The organism is Enterococcus gallinarum (assembly GCF_021496385.1).
GTDB classification, from domain to species: domain Bacteria; phylum Bacillota; class Bacilli; order Lactobacillales; family Enterococcaceae; genus Enterococcus_D; species Enterococcus_D gallinarum.
Window position 1 is genome coordinate 2,205,598 of sequence record NZ_CP050816.1, and the last position, 16,743, is coordinate 2,222,340.

A 16,743-nucleotide genomic window follows, 5' to 3' on the forward strand; every position below is an offset into this window, starting at 1 on the left:
AACAGACTTCACAAGACAGTTCTTTTCAAAGTTGGCTCTTTTTACTCCTTATTTTCCTAGGGGTGGTCGGTATTCTATGGATCGGCATGGCAGTTATCTTTTTCCTATATAGTCGTTCATGTTACAAACAATTCCTTTTTCCGAAGGGGAAAAATCCGTGACGATCCGATTTTTAGTAGGACAATCGCTTCATTTGATGGTTATCGAGGAGACTCTTTTTTCCTAGAACGGGATTGGTTTGGCTTTTTAGATTGGCGATTCATTAGGTGGGATTGTTTTTGAACGAGCCTTTCATGATTTTAGCCAGTTTTTATCAGTTGCCTGCTGGATTACTGAATAGCGGTTCTTCAGTGATACCTTGGGCATGGCATTTACTAATTGGTTTGCAGTGGTCCTAGGCTGTTGGCTTGGCTACAGGAGCCGGTTGCCTGAAATCGTCAATCGCCATGAAGTAAGTTGATGTGAAAGGATAATGTTCTATCGATGAGAAAAAAATGAACGAGTCTCGTTTGCACTTGCTTGCTAAGATGATGACGGCTACCAACGTAAATCGTTTCACTTAGAAAACCTTGCAAGCGGGATCTCTAGTTAATAATCTTTGTTTTTAAAGAGAAGGGGTGTTTTTTTGTTTTTAGAGATCAATGCTATTTCCAAAAGCTTTGACAAGAAACAAATTTTTGATCAGGCAAATTATCAATTTGAAACCGGAAAAATCTATGGTATTTTAGGGCGCAATGGGGCAGGGAAAACGACGTTATTCCAATGTATCGCTCGGAATATGACCGTTGATAGCGGGAGTATTTATTTAGTTGAAGACGGCAATCAACGAACCTATGAAAATACAGATGTCGGATTTACATTCACGCAACCGCATCTGCCAGGTTTTATGACGGCGATTGAGTTTTTGCGCTTTTTTATGGATGTCAATCGGGAGCGCATCAAACAGTCGCTTTCTCCAGAAGAATTTTTAATGTCTGTAGGAATTTCTTCAGAAGAGCAGCATCGTTTAATGAAAGATTATTCCCATGGCATGAAAAACAAAGTACAAATGCTTCTTTCTTTGATGGTGCAGCCACCAATCATGTTGTTTGATGAACCATTGACCTCTTTCGATGTTGTAGCTGCCCATGAAATCAAACAAATGATCCGATCAGCAAAAGAGGATTCGATCATACTGTTTTCCACTCATATTTTACAGCTTGCACAAGATTTATGTGATGAAGTGGTCCTACTAAATAATCATCAATTGACCGGGATTGATCCTTCTCACATTCATGAACCAGATTTTGAGAAAGAAATCGTTACTTTGCTGACGGAGGGGGAGCCCGATGCTGCAATGGATTAAACTTTATTGGCTTTATGAAGAGACGATTTTTTCAACGAAAGCGAATGGATTTCTCTATTTTTTGACCAAAATTCCTTTGATTGGAAAACATCTTCCCCATGATCTTTATGGGCAATACGGTCTCAAAAAAATGCTTTTTACTGTATTATTTAGCTTGCGCTTGATCTTGCCATTTTTCACAAAAATTATTTGGCTGCTTTTTTATTATGCAATTGCCTTGGTTGCTTTTCATGGTTGGGAGAATTTATTTGGCTCTTTTGATCAGTTTGAAGAACAAATAATGATTGCTGGTTTTTATACTTGGCTAGTGGTCGTTGCACTAGCCAGCAATTTTTTTTCTTTGTTCTCATTTACATTAGATCAAAAAGCGATTGAATTCACGGATTACTTCATGGTGTCAAAACGACAGTATTTGCGAATGAATCTTTTCTTTAAGACGATCCAATCCATTATTTATTATCTACCAGCATTTTTGTTGTACAGCTTTTTTGCTGGCAATAGTTGGCTGACCCTCGTTGGTATCTTTGGTGCTGGCTTTGCTTGTGTGGCAGCTGCCAGTCTAATTCGCTGGGGATTCCAAAAGCAATGGGGCAGTGGCTGGCGCATCGGTTGGCGACTAGCCATATCTATGCTGATTTTAGCGTCGCTCTACGGCTTATTGCTTCAACAGATTATTCCAACTATGACATTCGGGTTGGGACTTTTGGCGTTCTTTCTGATTGCCGGCACTGGCTGTTTTTACTACCTAAAACACTTTACACAAGAAAATGATTTTTTCCTTTATTCTGTTGAAAAAAGCTATCAGCAATTTAGTGTGCTAGAAACCATCAGTTCAGATTCAAGTCAATATCTCAATGAAGGGATTGAAATGCAGAAAAAACTTTCTTTGGATCAGGAGAAGCCACTCACTCATTTGCAAGGATCAGAATACCTCAACGGATTGCTCTTTCAAAGATACCGTAAACTGTTGCGCAAAAAATTGCTGAACCGTGTCGGTATTGTGTCTATTCTATTTCTAGGATTGATTTTATTATCCTTTTTGAAGATTGTTCCATATCCTAATGAAGAGGATCTGACAGCACTACTGCCAGCGCTATTTTTAGTTATGTATTTTGGTTCATTGGGAAAAGCAATCGTCCAAATGGTTTTTGTTAACTGTGACATCTCCATGCTTTACTATCCTTTTTATCGGGAGAAAGAAACGATCCTCAGTGGGTTTAATTACCGTTTTATCAAATCAATGTTTTACAACGGAGTCTTTGCGGGAAGTATTTTTGTCGGCTTCTTATTATGGGACTTGCTAAATGGATTGCAAGCTAGCTGGTATTTCATTGGGGTCTTATTTTTATTATTGACGAGTTTGACAGCATTGTTCTCATTTCATGAATTATTTATCTATTACTTGCTACAACCTTTTACTGGAGATATGAGAGTGGTCAATCCGGTCTACAAATTTGTCAGTGGAGTATTGTATTGGATCAGCTATATCAACCTGCGCCTGCATGTTTCTGGATTTGCTTACTCGATCGTTGTCTCAATGGTCTTATTACTCTATGTTTTTGTCGGATATGTACTAATCATTCGCTTCGCGCCGAAGACCTTTAAAATCAAAGAATAGGAGAGAATCAGGACTGCATTATAAAACCTATTCACAAATGCGAACATATGTTTTATAATGAGAGAAAGTTGTGAATAGGAGGGTCTAGTCAGATGAAAACTACGTTGACTCTTGAAATGGAAGAAGCCCTTTATTATTACTGTCGCGAAAACAGTGATATTGTCATCGAAGAGGTAATCATGCCGGACGATCAAGGAATCGTTGATACTCTAAGTTGTCGCTTAACACCAGAAAATTTGTTTGAATGGCGCTGTTATGAATTAAAAGTCAGCCTGGCGGATTTTCGTTCAAAAGCGAAGCTGTCATTTATTGGGCATTATAATTATTTTGTTTTGCCGCATGCATTATATGTAAAGGTCAAGGAAGAGATTCCTGCTACCATCGGTGTATTGGTTTACCATGCATTTGCTGATCAAGAAAAGGGGAGCCCTGGTTATTTTAGCGTCGAGAAAAAACCGCAGCGGCAATCTTTACTCGTCAACGAAAACGCATTGTTGTATCGTTTGATCTCTGCACAAGCACGAGAAGTGGGGAAGGCCAAGCAAACAGCACGAGGTTTGCGCGTTTTCTCGACGGAACGATTGTACAAAGAACTAAAGAAAAGGGAACCAGAATACGATTTATTTGGCGGCGGGGTCAATTACTACGACCGTTTTATTGAAGATACGCAGCTACAAGCTATTGAAGCGCTAAAAGAAGAACTGGCTGCAACGCGAGAAGCTTATTTCGAATTGGAACAGCGTTTTTTGACACAAGAAAAGGAGTAGCACTATGTATTATCCATATTTTCGCGGCAAACAATTTGACTTGTTGGCATTAAAAAGTCTATTAGAAATGGAACAGCTGTCTTTAGAAGTTCAACCCGTCATTGAGCCTATCCGGCAATCCAAGACTTTTTGGGATACAGTTGAGCTGTTTCAGAAAAAAGCGCATCCTTTTTTTGTTATCGTCAATCCACAGGCGGGGGACTTTCTGACGGAAGAAGGAAGTCGTTTATTACAAACACTGCCTAACGCTAAAGCCTATATCATCGATCAGCCAATTGAAACCATTGACTGTCAGCCGGACCTTTGGGTTGTTCATGGATCTGCTCCAGCGTTGGCCAGTGACTGGAGTAAAAATCAGACACCGATCTTAGTTGGACAAGAATTCCGTTTATTGAAAAAAATCCAGGGACCAAAGATTCTCATGCATGATTTTTTTACTAGACTGCCTAGAAACAGCTTCTATCAGGAAGTACCAGAAGAAGTGTTACCAACCGTTTATCAGCACTACGAGCAGCAAGGATTTTTCGGCTATAGTGATTTTTCTATCGACAGCAAAATCTATTATGCACATAGTTATCCCTCTAAAACAATTGTTTTACACTGGCTATTTATTGATCAGCAGCAGAAGTTGCGAATCACTCATTTTGTTTCGGACGAATCATTAGAAACTCAAAAAGAAAAGTTTCTACAGCTCATGTCACAAGTTTTGCAACATGAAGAAATCTATCCAACTCAAACATCAGGCTTAGAGTTATTACTTGAAGCATACAAAAAGGATAAGTTTCCAGGTATGGGTGTTTTGCGGAAAGCTGCTGTCATGAACCACTTGGAATTAATCAGCCGTTATCATTTTACATGATTGTTAGTTATGTCATCAGTCATATAAAGAAAAGTTTCTCTCAGGAGCTGAAATCTAACTGCAGCTATAATCATAGATTTTGGTTGCAGTTCAATCATCACTGAAATCACCAATCAGTCATGCATCAAAAATCCTAATAAGCAGCTGAAGCACGCTAAAATTTGTTTTAGGAAGCCAACTGTACAATACTGGCATTCAATACATAAAAATCATCAATCTGCGCGGCAAAGACTCATTTTTTACTCAAAATGGTTCACTTTAAGAAAAATCGCTGTTTTTAAGGAAAAATACAGCTCAATCAGAGGGAGGAGAAGTAAATTCACCAGATTTTTTCAGAACTTTAAAAATTATTTATTTTAGTTTACATAATATATATTATACAAAGTTGCATTTGGAAAAAGACGGGTCAAAATGTTTTTGATTTTTGCATTTTGACCCTCTCTCGCTGTCTTTTTCCCCTTATGAATGTTGAAATCAACAGCGATTCGCCAATTTTCCTGTCATTGGTGTTTATTTGGCTGCTAATTGATGTATTGTCTTGGTGTATTGTCACTGATCACTAGTTTAATACATCGATTTCATTTGATTGGGTCTCGTCATTAAGATCTTTCGTTTGTTACTAAGTGACTCATTTGTTTGATTTCATAAAATTGTTGCTGTTGCTGTATATGTTTCGTTTATAAGTTTATAAGTTTATCAGGTATCAGATTAAGCTGAGTTAATTTCCTTAAAATCAATTCTTGGGTTTACTTCAAAAAATAGCGATCGATTGCTATAAAATGCATTCCTGTGGTTGTGTCTGGCGGCTGCGACGATCATTTCTGTTTGAGTTTTCTTAATTCATCTGGGCGAAAGCCAAACCACGGGTTCAAACCAGTTGAGGCATTAGGGATTAAAACTGGTACGGACTGGAATCCGTATAGTTTCACTTCTTCGCGAAATTCTTCTTTTTCTTCAATGTTCTTTTCGATATATGGGATTCGATGAGCGTCTAAAAATAATTTTGTCTTTTTGCATTGAATACAATTAGTTTTGCAATAAAGCGTTATCATATAATATTATTTCTCAATCCTTTTTATTTTTATTGGTTTGTGCGTTATTTTTATTGTAAATTTAATTCTTGTTTAATTCAACAATCTTTACTTATCAACATATAAATAAAATAGATTGTTTTGTTTTATTTTTTTATATTGTTATGATACGCGTTTTTTTATCGTGTTGGTTTAATACTGACCTGATGTGAGTTGCGGGAAAAAGATTTTGCTGATAAAAGTCATTAAAAAAGTGTATCCATCCATCCCTGTCCTGTTTGAGTTTAAGATCGCCCTCACTCTTCTCTATTTTTGCGGCAAAATTTAAAGAACTGTTCGCTTTACAAATGCGAACGAATGTTTGTATTATAGTGGTGAGAGGTGATTCTTATGGGCATGCTCCAACCCTACGAAGATCGGAAAAAATTAAAATGGCAGGGATTCTTTCTATCGGAACATACAACAGAAGTCGGACAGGATGAGCGCCAGCGTCACTTTGTGTGGCCTGCAAAGCCAGCCATGACTAGCGAAGAGATCAATGAAGTGTTGACTTTAGCTAGGATCAAAAGTCGAGCAGTAGCGATCCAATGTGAAGAAGTCAATGAAGACGGTCTCTACCCTCCTGACGTGGTCGGCATGATCCAAAGCTACGATTCTTTAGGCATTTATATTGATGGACGTAAAGTACATTACGATGAGATCCGGCATATTTCCTTTTTCGAAGAGACGAAATGGTTCGCACTGGATGAATGAATCGTAGGCGATGAGCCACGACAAGCGTACAATCGGAAAGTTTTTTACGGAATGTGCAAATCTATTTTTTTAAAGGAGGTTTCCCCTATGCAAACGATTAAAGGAACAGTGACAAAGATTCGATTGCTGACGTTTACTTCTTCTCCCCTCGTCCGTTTTACAGTAGGAACGACGAATTGTTTGATCAATCGCCATAGCTTATCTTTTTTAGCAGATGTCACGGAAGGCATGTCTTTGGTGGCTGTTGGCGAGTGGAATGCGCGCAAGCAATTTATTGTCCGTAAATATGCTGTTCGGGGGAAAACGAAAATTATGATGGACATCGAACAATTGTCTCAACAACGAGGAAAGGCGGTTCTTTCATGAGAGCGCGGGATTTGCTGACAGCATTAACGACAACGACACAACAAGAGTATCAGGGAATTTACTTAAGCCGTAAGGAAACCTTGGTCCCTTTCACGACGATTGCACAAGATGCTTCTGGGAACTTGATTTTATTTTTTGAACCTAATCGTCCCCCACTATCCATCAAAGAACTTTACACGAGTTTAATGTTGCACAAAAACTTACCTTTGCTCTATTGGGACGGTGAAGAACGACAAAAGGTCTATGGGTTTCGTGAAGAAGATCGACAGATCATTCTCTGATCTTTTTTCTGTGAGATACCAACCAATCATTCTTCTTTTCATTCATGGTATACTATAGATCAAGAAAACATTTTCAACGGAGGTAAAAAATGGGAAATCCGCGCATATACACCATGTCTTTTGCAAGTGTCTATCCCCTCTATGTACAGAAGGCGGAGCGCAAAAATCGCACCCGAGATGAAGTGGATCAGATTATTTTTTGGTTAACTGGTTATTCGAAAGAAGGTCTGTCCCGACAATTAGCAGAAGAAGTTTCAATGGAACGTTTCTTCGCAGAGGCGCCTGACTTGAATCCGAAAAGAAAAATGATCAAAGGAGTTATCTGCGGCGTTCGTGTAGAAGAGATCAAGGAACCTTTAATGCAAGAAATTCGATACTTGGATAAATTGATTGATGAATTAGCCAGAGGAAAAACAATTGAAAAAATTTTGCGAGGTTAGTTTTTAAGTGGTCCTATTCTATAATTATTGCGTTTCATTGGTCCATTACGTATAATGAGACTACCTTGGCAGGGGCAAATCGTTTGCTTCGATCCGTTGGGCATTCCTGTCCGACGGATTTTTTTATTTAAATTCAGTCTAAAAAAAGCGCTGTGGCTCTTTTGCAGGAATCCCATTTTGGTACCTCCCTTTCTTAATGTGATTAGGAAAACGAGTCAAAATGTATATAGCATTCAGGTCACAGCGCTTTTAGTATTGCTATCTTTCTCTTTTTTTACGTGCTTGCAGGTGTTCTTTGTGTCTCAAATAGGCCAATTCTTTCTCCATTTTACGGTAACGTTTAAATAGATCTTGCGAGAGTTCTCCAGAAGCTAACGCTTCTTTGACTGCACAATTTGGCTCTGATTCATGACGACAATTTTTGAAGCGGCATTTTTCTGCTAAAAGTTCAATCATCTGGTAATGCCGATCTAATGAAGACGCAGCAACCGTCTCCAAACTGATTTCTCTCATGCCAGGAGTATCGATGACCATTGCCCCATTTGGCAAGCGGAACAAATGTCTACTCGTGGTAGTGTGACGACCACGCCCATCTTCTTCACGAATGGCTTTGGTTGTCTGCCGTTCGTCTCCTAGTAATTGATTGAGTAAAGAAGATTTACCAACCCCTGAAGAACCAATAAAGGCTACCACGCTTTCTGGCGTCAAAAATGGTTCGAATTGCGTCCGCTCATCTTTGTAGATGGTGGTAGCTAAAACCGGCAAAGCGAATGTCAGCTTCAGCTGGTTGATGATTGCTTCTGTTTCTGTTGTGTCCATCTGATCGATTTTTGTTAATACAATGACTGGATTGGCTCCACTGTTCCAAACAATCGTAACGAACCGCTCCAAGCGAGCGAGATTAAACTCTTCATTGGCGCTTGTTGTAAGAAAGACAGTCGTCACATTAGCAGCGATTCCTTGTTCGTCTGGTCGATTTCCAGCTACTTTCCGCTGTAAAAAACTTTTTCGCGGCAAGACGGTATCAATCAAAAATTGATTTTGATCATAACAATGCCCCATTACCCGATCGCCTACGATCGGATAGTCTTTCAATGCTGTTGCTTGCTGGCGAAACTTTCCGGAGACACGGGCATAACGTTCTTCTCCTGAAGACAAGAATACTTTTGCCAGATCTTTCGCTTGAAAGATAACAATTCCTTGATTTTCCATGAATTCCCTCCATTTATGTTTGGAGGTGCCACTCTATAAAGGGAAACCTCCATGATCTTGACGTCCATTATAAGTATTCATATGACATTTCCCCTTTCGTGAGTAAATTCATCGATTGATGTATCCCTAGTATAGCATTTCTTGCGATTGTCAGACTAGCTTTTCTTTTATGGCTCAATAATGATTAGCCGCAAGAAGTACTATGGAGCGTTGAATATCCCCTGTCAATGGCTTCAAAACCACTAAAACGAAAAAGCTGAAACTCACACGATAGACAGTCCCCTTTAAACTCTCTTCATCCTCTACGATTTTTTCAAGCAAGATAGCTCCTCGCTCATTAAGCAATAAGCCTCCCCTTGTATCACTGTTCTACTATTATCGTTGTTCCTTCCTATCTTCTTCTGAGATCCCCATTCTTGCCCTATCTTTCCTATGTTCATTAACTTTTGACCATTCTCCTTTACCCATTAGTGAATAATCTTAGTTCTTTTGTGAATGATTCGTTATATAATATTCTCTTTTCTATTTATTCATATAAGAAATATTTGGTAAAAAAAGTTTTTTTCTTTTCAACTGTTATTTAAAAAATGGTATGATAGCAGCAGAATATTTATTTTTTCCTCCTTTATTGAAACTCGCAACCACATCTTACGCTCGCGATTTTACAAAGGAGCAAACCATATGTTAGGAGAAAATCATGGCAAAGAAACTTCTTGGTACAATCAGTGGTCTTTTGATTGCTGCTGTACTTGGTATCAGCTTGTACACGCAAACCCAAAAAGACCCGAACCCCACTTCATCACCTGGACACTCATCTACTATACAGGTGAAACAGTCGGAGTCTTCTAAAGCATCAGATTCGCATACAAAAGAAACCCAGTCAGCAAATAATCTCGCTGCATTGACGTATCAAGGGACACAAACCATTACTATCAACAACAATGTCCCCTGTTTCTCACAAGATACCCTCTCTACAAAAAATGGTGCATGGGAAAAATATGGTGATCTCGATCACTTAAATCGAGCCACTTCTGCGGAAGCTATGTTGAATCAATCCCTGATGCCTACTGAAAAACGCGGGGATATCTCTAGTGTCACGCCTACAGGCTGGCACAATAAAAAGCTGAAAAAAGGTTATCTTTATAATCGAACTCATTTGATCGGCTTTGCTCTGGCGGGAGAAAATGCCAACTGGAAAAATCTGATCACAGGTACACAACAGTTGAATAATCCCGAAATGTTACGCTATGAAATGGATATCAAATACTATTTAGAACAAGATCCCAGCCATTATGTTCGTTATTCGGTGACTCCTATTTACCGCGGTGATGAATTAGTGGCACGAGGCGTTCAAATGCAAGCCCAATCGATTGGCGATAATACGATCCGCTTCAATATTTATATATTCAATATTCAAGATGGTGTGACGATCCATTACCAAGATGGGACAAGTGTGCTTTCTGAAGAAGCATCGGATGCGACTAGCACTTCGACAAAAAATACTACATCGAATGTTGCTGAAGATGAAAAAGAATATGTAGATGCGAAGGGAAATGGTCTGATCAAAGGGTCAAAAAATGGCATTTATCATCTGCCAGGTACGAGAGGCTATGAACAGACGACAAATCCAAAAGAATGGTTCAAAACGATTGCGGAAGCCAAAGCTGCTGGTTATCGAGCACCAAAATAAAAAAGCCATAGGCTTTTTTATTTTGAGAGCATCCCTATTCGACACGTTAACCTTATAGCGCTTGCTCGTACCTTGATTTTTGTAACTCTGTCAAATAGTTATTTCCTGCTTCTGTTAAACGCAATGTGCGTGATTTTGGAAATTTTTCTCTCGTGATTAGGCCTCTATTTTCCATCCGAAGTAGATGACGGTGAATGAGAGAAGTTGATTTGATTCCTTCATGGGCACAAATTTCTCGAATAGATGGTGCTCGTTTCTGTTCTTGCTGATAAGCATCAATAAATAATAAGATCCGATCTCTTCTAATCATATTTTCCTCCAGGGGGTAGAAGACAAAAGCAACGGACAATTGAAAAACCTAAGCGTTTATTTCCTATAGGTAATATTATAAATGAAAAATTCCCTTGGAACAACAGTTTTTGAAGAAGTCGCTGGCTTTTCATCGCATTTGTTTTCTTTTGACTTTATGATGAAAAGAGTAGAAGAAAAAAGTGAGGCGTTGGTATGAGTTTTGGCGAAAATCTAAAAAAATTCCGAGAAGAAAAACAGCTCGGCGTCAATCAGTTGGCTTTGAAATCTGGAGTCAGTGCAGCGCAAATTTCCCGCTTTGAAAATGGTAAGCGTAAGACACCCCATGTGGATACTGCAAAAAAATTGGCAAAAGCACTCTCAGTCCCATTGCCTTTATTGATTGGTGATTCCGTTTCATATGATGAATGGGATTATGACGAAAATCAACGGCGAGTGGCCCATCAAATCAAAGATATGACCGAGGAAGAAATCACGGATATCTTAGAATATATCGCTTTTGTTAAGCAAAAAAATAGAAAACGCTAATTGAAAAAAGCCATCTGTCTCTAAAAAAATAGAATCAGATGGCTTTTGGCCTGCTCTCTGACGAGAATTACCAGAAATGAAATTATCGTGGATAAACTGCTTGGATACTGTCTTCAAGAATCTTCATTTGTACTAGGGTTTCTTCGTCTTTGACTGTTTTAGGCTTTCCATTAATAATAGCTTCATACAGTCCGGCATAAACACGGCTATAGTCCCCTACTTCAGAAACTACTTTTTCCTCATGATAGATTCCTTCATCATCATAATACGTCAGACAGCCATAATGTTCAGGAAGATCAATTCCAAAGTCCGCATGATCAGGCATATAAAACATTTTTAAATGCTCTTCTTGGCGATCTTTGGTTTGTTTGACAAACATGCCTTTCTTACCATAAACGACAAAGCTTGGTCGTTCTTTGATTCGGAAATAGCTTGATTTGATCGATACCTTTAAAGGGCCATAGAAGAAGTCCAGATCGAAATAATCGTTCATGCGATTCGGACCTAAAAGTTGGCGAACTTCTGAATGGTATGTCTCTGGTTCGCCGAAATAAGACAGCACTTGATCGATGGTATGACAAGCATGTCCATAAAGATAACTACTATTTAATGAGAATTCTTGTGTATTTTCTGGAATTTCGGGGCGATAATAGTCATAGTGCATTTCTACTTCAAGTAAATCCCCTAGAACGCCACTTTCAATAACTTTTTGGACAGTCAGAAAGTCAGAATCGTAGCGGCGATTTTGATAACATTGAATCAACAGTCCTTTTTCTGCAGCCAAAGCAAAAAGTTCTTGAGCTTGTGCATATGTTTCAGTAAAAGGTTTCTCTAGCAATACATTCTTTCCGTGAAGCAATGCATCCTTGGCAGTTTCAAAATGCAGATGGTTAGGAGTAGTCACAACGACTAATTGAATCGCTGGATCATCATAGATATCGTTGATATCTGTTGTGTAGGTCGTTCCAGGAAGTTTTGCCCAAGTATCGCGAATCACTCGGGAATAGATTGTTTTCACGTGGATTTTGTCGGATAATTTAGTAGCAAACGGCAAGTGATAGCGATTAGTGCTTTTTCCATTGCCAATATAAGCAATTGTTAGCATAGTTTAAAGCCCCCATTTTTCATGATAGTTCCATTATAGTCAAACAAACGATTAGATGGAAGCAAGAATCCTTCTCGCCGCCGATTTGTATGTCTCCTTAATTAACTAATGAAACAAAGCGCTTATCATTTTGAAACAAATAGACTATGATTGATTCAAAAAGGAGAAAACGATGAGATGTCCTTTTTGTCAGATCGCAGCCAGACAGCTTCCTGCAACAATCATTTATGAAAATCAATGGACAATGGCGATTCTTCCTAAAAATCCCGCTGTAGACGGTCACCTCTTAGTTATACCGAAACAACATGTAACTTCTATTCTTGCTTGTGACGAAGAAATATGGGTGCAAGTTACCAAGACAGCAAAAAAGGTGGCAACAGATTGCGTGAAATCTGGTAACTTTGAAGGTATCAATTTCTTAAGTGCCCATGGCGCTGCTGCCCAACAATCCGTTAATCATCTGCATATCCATTTGATTCCTCGAAAAGAAGGCGACGGCATCAATGCTTGGCCCGATTTTCATGACAGTAAAAAGTAAGAAGGTTATTAACGAGTCGTCAATTGAACAATGAAAGAGAGAATGATCAATGGATATTCAGTTAGAAAAAGTTACCTACCAAACATTACCGATAGCGTATCGGATACAAAAAGAAAGTTTTAAACAGTTGTTTGAACACTATCAGGATACAGAAACCTCCCCTTATCTGGAAACGTATGAGAATTTCTCTAAAAAGTACCAACGAGAGAATAATTATTTCTATTTGATCCAAGCCGACGGATCAGCAGTAGGTTTTGTACGAATCGTTCTATCAGAAGCCCCGGCGCTGGTAGAACGAGTGGCCCCCATCTGTATTTTGCCTGCTAATGAAAATCATGGGATTGGTAAAATGGCCATTCAGTTAGCCGAAGCTAGATTCTCGTCTATTAAGACATGGCAGCTAAGTACGATTTTGCAAGAAACCCGCCTACTTTCATTTTATCAAACACTCGGTTATCAGCTATCAGATCGTACGAGTCCGATTGTGACTGGTATGGATCGTGTATTTCTTACCAAACATATCCACTAAAACTCATTACTTATTGTCTTTTCTCCCCATTACCTATGACAGAGTCTCTTAAAGAGCGACTGTCATAGGTAATCTTGTTTACATAATATTATACTGGTAAATAAAAAACACTTCTTGTTTCCTTGATACTTTTCGAGAGAAAGTTCAAACGAGTTTGACGAAAAGGTCTCATACAAGCGTTTTTTGGAGCCACTCATTCGTTTTTCTCAACTAGCTTTTATCAGTTTCTTTCCTTATTTATGCAATTTATTTCCTAGTTCCTTTTCATCATCTTTCTATAATGTTGCTGATCTTATGTTATAATTAATTATGTATTTTAAAACTAGATAATTACTATAAGAGAAGGTGGATTTATGGAACAACATCAACCATCCTGGATAAAACTGCTTTTTTTCTTTTTGATTTTTATGGGAGCAGATCTTATGAAACAGGTTATCGTTCATCATTTCGCTTGGTTAGACGTGCTGCAATTAATGAATTTCCTAATATTTATTCTACTCTCCTTTTTCATTCGCCAGTTACCTTCTACCTTGCGAAAGATTCTGATTGGTACTTATCTTTTTATTATCGGTGGAATCATGTCTCTTTTATTTGGAAATCCCTTTGAACTTGCTTCATGGACACTCTACTTCGTGGGTGCGTTTTTTGGTACATTTTTGTGGGATCATTTTTGTCAACGATTTAGACTTCGTTGGTTTACTGATAAAATAATTCGTTAAAGGAGCGAATTTCGATGGATTGGCGCAATGATCGGATCAAAGCTTGTCAAAATGGAACAAATCCCATGTTAATGAAGGAATTATCGGGTGGTTTTGCGGTTTTTGGCGATACCCAATTTTTACCAGGCTACTGTGTGTTGTTACCTAAAAAATCAGTCGGAAGCCTAAATGATTTATCACTGGAAGAAAGACAAGAATTTCTCGTCTCGATGAGTGTGCTGGGTGATGCCATTTTAGCCGCCTGTTCGCCACTGCGAGTCAATTACGATATTCTTGGCAACACGGATCAATTTCTTCATGCACACGTTTTTCCACGATATTCTTGGGAGACCGAAGTGCGTCGTTCAAAACCTGTTTGGCTATATCCAGCAACATATTGGACATGTCCGCAGAATACCTATGATGAAGAGAAACATCACCTCATACGTCAGCGAATCACGACTTCTTTGACTGAATCCGTTCCCGGTGATCAATGAGAGCTCTTGACCAGGAGCTTTTTTTGTTGATAAAAGAATTTTTCACAACTCTGATAGAAAACAGTTGAGACGTCCGTATAATAGACAAAGAGGTGAAAAAATGAACGATCATCAAATGATTCATTTGATCAAGAACAAAGATTATACCGGCTTGGAACAACTAATTGATAGCTACGGGTCAAGTATTCTTATGACCATCCATCGAATCTTACAAGCCCCTCATGAACAAAGTGAATGGTCAGATGTAGCAAATGAAGTATTTTATGAAATCTGGCAAAAAATCGAGGCCTATGATCCTGAGAAAAGTAGTTTTATCACTTGGATCTTGCTGATTACTCGAAGTCGCGGAATCGATCGCAAGCGTAAGTTAAATAAAGCATTTCAACAAGAAAGTATTGAAGAATATCAAGAGCTAGCTATTACGGAATCCCCGTTAAGTGAAGAAGAATTTCTGATTTGGCTCGAAGAGTTATCCCAAGTCGATCAACAAATTTTTCTTTTATATTATTTTTATCAAGAAAGTCCAGAAGAGATCGCGCAACAACTGGATTTGCAGACAACAGCTATTTATAATCACTTATCTCGCGGCAGAAAATTGTTGAAAAAGATTTGGAAAGAAAGGATGAATCGTGATGAATTTTAAACAGATCGTTGATTCAGAAAATCGTCGTCTCAGAAATGAAGTAACGCAAGATGAAAAAAATCGTCTTTTAGCTAATGGCAAAACATATATCTTTTTTCAAGAATTGATGACTGAAATTCAATCACTCTTAGATAAAGACGAAACAGTTCAAGGCTATCTCCCTCTCTCAACTTCAGGCAACCTTGCAATCAGTAATCAAGGGATAGCTGGTTTGTCTTATGCACGTACAGAAAGAGCAAAGCAATATGTCGCACAGTTCAATGATACTCGGAGTAATCGTCTATTTGTTTTTACAGAAAAACGGATCCTTTTTCTTGTGATCATCGACTTTTTAGATGATCAAACCTATTTCAGTTACCCCTACTCCTCGATTCCGGCATTTTCTTTGAAGACGCGTAAACTGAATCGCTTTGAGAAACCAGAAGACGAGGAAATCATGTTTTGGGCTTACTTTGATTTTCAATCGGATAGCCATATTTTTAGTGATGTATTGACAAAGAAAGACTATCAACTGTTTCAACATTTCCATGACACGATTCCTGCACTCAAAAAAATTCCAATCACTGAAAAAATCCACCGTAAAAATCCCTTAGATTACATAATCAGTAATTGGCATTTCAATTATCGATTGATGATATTCGTCAATCTTTTACTAATTCTTTTAGCTATTGGGTTAGTCTTGGGGATCGTCTTTGGAATCGGGATTTTTAAAGACTGGTACTATCGTGATTTGATTGGGTTTGTTGATCAGAGATCATTTTTTGTCCGATAATTATGTTATAATAGTCAAAAATTAACGAGAGAAGGTCTTACCCGTTTTATGAAAAGAAAGGTACTAGTCCCATTGCTGCTATCCTTGCTATTAAGCGGCTGTTCTGCAAACGTACCAGAAGAAGCAACCACATCTTCGAGCAGCCAAAAACAAATGCCTAGCGAAACCGTAGAATCATCGCAATCTTCTCTTTCAGATACAAAAACTGTTACGAGGGCTTCTGCTAGTGGGTCTACCAGTGAATCGGTATCAGAGACGGAGTCACCAAAGACTCCAGAAACAGCAAGCGCATATCCCTATCAAGTAGATATGTCACAACAATCCAATGTCCTGACATTTTCTTTTGAAGGATTCAACGTTCCTGACACTGTTACTATTGATCAGAGCAAAGAGGAAGTTACTTTTGAAAGTTCTACACCCGATGATTCCGTGACTAGCCGCTACCGAGCAACAATCGCAACGGTTCCCACAAAAACAATTCGCGTTTTTAGTGTAGGAACGAATCAAATTCGTGAAGTCAAAGTGAATACACAAATCTCAATCGGTAAAATACTGGGTGGAACCCAAGATCGTAAAGACTACCATGGTACAATGTATTTGTTTTACAACCATGATGGTGTGCTTTCCCTAGCAACGCCGAACTATGCTGGCAACGTTCCTGCAGATCAGATGGATGTCATGCAGGAAGTTCTTCCCTAAATCACTTCAGAAGAACCTAACTTTCAGAACCTTAGCTTGACTACAATATTGCAGGAATAATCA

The 16,743-nt window shown here is 38.6% G+C and carries 21 protein-coding genes; 17 read left to right on the forward strand and 4 right to left on the reverse strand.

The genetic code is table 11. The features are described 5' to 3' along the window. Nucleotides 1-625: 625 nt before the first annotated feature. From HED61_RS10950 to HED61_RS10965, 4 genes are all read left to right on the forward strand, one after another. Entirely contained in the window at nt 626-1,345 is a 720-nt protein-coding gene (locus HED61_RS10950) for an ABC transporter ATP-binding protein (protein ID WP_219645333.1), read from the forward strand. Further along, on the forward strand, nt 1,329-2,963 hold the full coding sequence (locus HED61_RS10955) for a hypothetical protein (RefSeq protein ID WP_041120117.1): 1,635 nt from the start codon (nt 1,329-1,331) through the stop codon (nt 2,961-2,963). Before HED61_RS10950 ends, HED61_RS10955 begins: the two co-directional genes overlap by 17 nt. Before the next feature lie 92 nt (nt 2,964-3,055). After that, on the forward strand, nt 3,056-3,730 hold the full coding sequence (locus HED61_RS10960; RefSeq protein WP_219645334.1) for a hypothetical protein: 675 nt from the start codon (nt 3,056-3,058) through the stop codon (nt 3,728-3,730). A gap of 4 nt (nt 3,731-3,734) precedes the next feature. Continuing rightward, nucleotides 3,735-4,589 (forward strand): sce7725 family protein, encoded by an 855-nt coding sequence (locus tag HED61_RS10965; protein WP_219645335.1) that lies wholly within the window; start codon nt 3,735-3,737, stop codon nt 4,587-4,589. An 815-nt stretch (nt 4,590-5,404) separates the two neighbouring features. On the opposite strand, the gene HED61_RS10970 is transcribed toward HED61_RS10965, so the two are convergent. Next, entirely contained in the window at nt 5,405-5,641 is a 237-nt protein-coding gene (locus tag HED61_RS10970) for a glutaredoxin domain-containing protein (RefSeq protein ID WP_103300860.1), read from the reverse strand. A 369-nt stretch (nt 5,642-6,010) separates the two neighbouring features. Here HED61_RS10970 and HED61_RS10975 point away from each other — a divergent pair, with 369 nt between their 5' ends. The 4 genes from HED61_RS10975 (at nt 6,011) to HED61_RS10990 (ending at nt 7,460) form a co-directional block, all read left to right on the forward strand. Further along, on the forward strand, nt 6,011-6,373 hold the full coding sequence (locus HED61_RS10975; RefSeq protein WP_029486803.1) for a hypothetical protein: 363 nt from the start codon (nt 6,011-6,013) through the stop codon (nt 6,371-6,373). An 87-nt stretch (nt 6,374-6,460) separates the two neighbouring features. Continuing rightward, complete coding sequence (locus HED61_RS10980; protein ID WP_005473132.1) at nt 6,461-6,739, forward strand: hypothetical protein; 279 nt, start codon at nt 6,461-6,463, stop codon at nt 6,737-6,739. Next, nucleotides 6,736-7,020, forward strand: coding sequence for a hypothetical protein (locus HED61_RS10985; RefSeq protein WP_005473131.1), 285 nt, complete (start codon nt 6,736-6,738; stop codon nt 7,018-7,020). The genes HED61_RS10980 and HED61_RS10985 overlap by 4 nt, the downstream gene beginning before the upstream one ends. Before the next feature lie 89 nt (nt 7,021-7,109). Then, nucleotides 7,110-7,460 carry a DUF2200 domain-containing protein gene (locus tag HED61_RS10990; protein WP_103300859.1) on the forward strand — a complete coding sequence of 117 codons (351 nt, stop codon included), beginning with the start codon at nt 7,110-7,112 and terminating at the stop codon, nt 7,458-7,460. Between the two features lie 258 nt (nt 7,461-7,718). Here HED61_RS10990 and rsgA read toward each other — a convergent pair whose 3' ends face one another. Then, on the reverse strand, nt 7,719-8,672 hold the full coding sequence (rsgA, locus tag HED61_RS10995; RefSeq protein WP_219645336.1) for a ribosome small subunit-dependent GTPase A: 954 nt from the start codon (nt 8,670-8,672) through the stop codon (nt 7,719-7,721). Nucleotides 8,673-9,369: 697 nt separating this feature from the next. On the opposite strand from rsgA, the gene HED61_RS11000 reads away from it, so the two are divergent. Further along, nucleotides 9,370-10,362, forward strand: a complete 993-nt coding sequence (locus HED61_RS11000) for a DNA/RNA non-specific endonuclease (RefSeq protein ID WP_219645337.1) — start codon at nt 9,370-9,372, stop codon at nt 10,360-10,362. Nucleotides 10,363-10,414: 52 nt separating this feature from the next. On the opposite strand, the gene HED61_RS11005 is transcribed toward HED61_RS11000, so the two are convergent. After that, complete coding sequence (locus tag HED61_RS11005; RefSeq protein WP_103300856.1) at nt 10,415-10,672, reverse strand: LexA family protein; 258 nt, start codon at nt 10,670-10,672, stop codon at nt 10,415-10,417. A gap of 194 nt (nt 10,673-10,866) precedes the next feature. On the opposite strand from HED61_RS11005, the gene HED61_RS11010 reads away from it, so the two are divergent. Beyond that, a complete protein-coding gene (locus tag HED61_RS11010) occupies nt 10,867-11,199 on the forward strand; it encodes a helix-turn-helix domain-containing protein (RefSeq protein WP_138371894.1) in 333 nt (110 codons plus the stop codon). 82 nt (nt 11,200-11,281) lie between these two features. Here HED61_RS11010 and HED61_RS11015 read toward each other — a convergent pair whose 3' ends face one another. Then, nucleotides 11,282-12,304 (reverse strand): Gfo/Idh/MocA family oxidoreductase, encoded by a 1,023-nt coding sequence (locus HED61_RS11015; protein ID WP_003126561.1) that lies wholly within the window; start codon nt 12,302-12,304, stop codon nt 11,282-11,284. Between the two features lie 172 nt (nt 12,305-12,476). Here HED61_RS11015 and HED61_RS11020 point away from each other — a divergent pair, with 172 nt between their 5' ends. The 7 genes from HED61_RS11020 to HED61_RS11050 all read left to right on the forward strand — a co-directional run bounded on the left by HED61_RS11020 (nt 12,477) and on the right by HED61_RS11050 (nt 16,680). Continuing rightward, the gene (locus HED61_RS11020; RefSeq protein WP_103300855.1) at nt 12,477-12,842 is read left to right on the forward strand and encodes an HIT family protein; all 366 of its coding nucleotides are present in this window, start codon (nt 12,477-12,479) and stop codon (nt 12,840-12,842) included. A 49-nt stretch (nt 12,843-12,891) separates the two neighbouring features. Next, on the forward strand, nt 12,892-13,371 hold the full coding sequence (locus HED61_RS11025) for a GNAT family N-acetyltransferase (protein ID WP_219645338.1): 480 nt from the start codon (nt 12,892-12,894) through the stop codon (nt 13,369-13,371). Between the two features lie 353 nt (nt 13,372-13,724). Further along, nucleotides 13,725-14,090: a hypothetical protein gene (locus HED61_RS11030; RefSeq protein WP_103300853.1), complete on the forward strand. Its 366-nt coding sequence runs from the start codon at nt 13,725-13,727 to the stop codon at nt 14,088-14,090. A 14-nt stretch (nt 14,091-14,104) separates the two neighbouring features. Then, nucleotides 14,105-14,566, forward strand: coding sequence for an HIT family protein (locus tag HED61_RS11035; RefSeq protein WP_103300852.1), 462 nt, complete (start codon nt 14,105-14,107; stop codon nt 14,564-14,566). 100 nt (nt 14,567-14,666) lie between these two features. Next, nucleotides 14,667-15,209, forward strand: coding sequence for a sigma-70 family RNA polymerase sigma factor (locus HED61_RS11040; protein WP_103300851.1), 543 nt, complete (start codon nt 14,667-14,669; stop codon nt 15,207-15,209). Continuing rightward, nucleotides 15,199-15,981, forward strand: a complete 783-nt coding sequence (locus HED61_RS11045) for a hypothetical protein (RefSeq protein WP_103300850.1) — start codon at nt 15,199-15,201, stop codon at nt 15,979-15,981. Before HED61_RS11040 ends, HED61_RS11045 begins: the two co-directional genes overlap by 11 nt. 48 nt (nt 15,982-16,029) lie before the next feature. Further along, entirely contained in the window at nt 16,030-16,680 is a 651-nt protein-coding gene (locus tag HED61_RS11050) for a hypothetical protein (protein ID WP_176333386.1), read from the forward strand. Nucleotides 16,681-16,743: the final 63 nt, after the last annotated feature.

Excerpts from the sequence above, each read along its gene's own strand:
- rsgA (WP_219645336.1), bottom strand. The coding sequence starts at position 8,672 with ATGGAAAATCAAGGAATTGTTATCTTTCAAGCGAAAGATCTGGCAAAA.
- HED61_RS10960 (WP_219645334.1), top strand. The coding sequence starts at position 3,056 with ATGAAAACTACGTTGACTCTTGAAATGGAAGAAGCCCTTTATTATTAC.
- HED61_RS10955 (WP_041120117.1), top strand. The coding sequence starts at position 1,329 with ATGCTGCAATGGATTAAACTTTATTGGCTTTATGAAGAGACGATTTTT.
- HED61_RS11000 (WP_219645337.1), top strand. The coding sequence starts at position 9,370 with ATGGCAAAGAAACTTCTTGGTACAATCAGTGGTCTTTTGATTGCTGCT.
- HED61_RS10970 (WP_103300860.1), bottom strand. The coding sequence starts at position 5,641 with ATGATAACGCTTTATTGCAAAACTAATTGTATTCAATGCAAAAAGACA.
- HED61_RS10975 (WP_029486803.1), top strand. The coding sequence starts at position 6,011 with ATGGGCATGCTCCAACCCTACGAAGATCGGAAAAAATTAAAATGGCAG.
- HED61_RS11050 (WP_176333386.1), top strand. The coding sequence starts at position 16,030 with ATGAAAAGAAAGGTACTAGTCCCATTGCTGCTATCCTTGCTATTAAGC.
- HED61_RS10980 (WP_005473132.1), top strand. The coding sequence starts at position 6,461 with ATGCAAACGATTAAAGGAACAGTGACAAAGATTCGATTGCTGACGTTT.
- HED61_RS10985 (WP_005473131.1), top strand. The coding sequence starts at position 6,736 with ATGAGAGCGCGGGATTTGCTGACAGCATTAACGACAACGACACAACAA.
- HED61_RS11010 (WP_138371894.1), top strand. The coding sequence starts at position 10,867 with ATGAGTTTTGGCGAAAATCTAAAAAAATTCCGAGAAGAAAAACAGCTC.
- HED61_RS10965 (WP_219645335.1), top strand. The coding sequence starts at position 3,735 with ATGTATTATCCATATTTTCGCGGCAAACAATTTGACTTGTTGGCATTA.
- HED61_RS11020 (WP_103300855.1), top strand. The coding sequence starts at position 12,477 with ATGAGATGTCCTTTTTGTCAGATCGCAGCCAGACAGCTTCCTGCAACA.
- HED61_RS11005 (WP_103300856.1), bottom strand. The coding sequence starts at position 10,672 with ATGATTAGAAGAGATCGGATCTTATTATTTATTGATGCTTATCAGCAA.
- HED61_RS11030 (WP_103300853.1), top strand. The coding sequence starts at position 13,725 with ATGGAACAACATCAACCATCCTGGATAAAACTGCTTTTTTTCTTTTTG.
- HED61_RS11045 (WP_103300850.1), top strand. The coding sequence starts at position 15,199 with ATGAATTTTAAACAGATCGTTGATTCAGAAAATCGTCGTCTCAGAAAT.
- HED61_RS11035 (WP_103300852.1), top strand. The coding sequence starts at position 14,105 with ATGGATTGGCGCAATGATCGGATCAAAGCTTGTCAAAATGGAACAAAT.
- HED61_RS11015 (WP_003126561.1), bottom strand. The coding sequence starts at position 12,304 with ATGCTAACAATTGCTTATATTGGCAATGGAAAAAGCACTAATCGCTAT.
- HED61_RS11025 (WP_219645338.1), top strand. The coding sequence starts at position 12,892 with ATGGATATTCAGTTAGAAAAAGTTACCTACCAAACATTACCGATAGCG.
- HED61_RS10990 (WP_103300859.1), top strand. The coding sequence starts at position 7,110 with ATGGGAAATCCGCGCATATACACCATGTCTTTTGCAAGTGTCTATCCC.
- HED61_RS11040 (WP_103300851.1), top strand. The coding sequence starts at position 14,667 with ATGAACGATCATCAAATGATTCATTTGATCAAGAACAAAGATTATACC.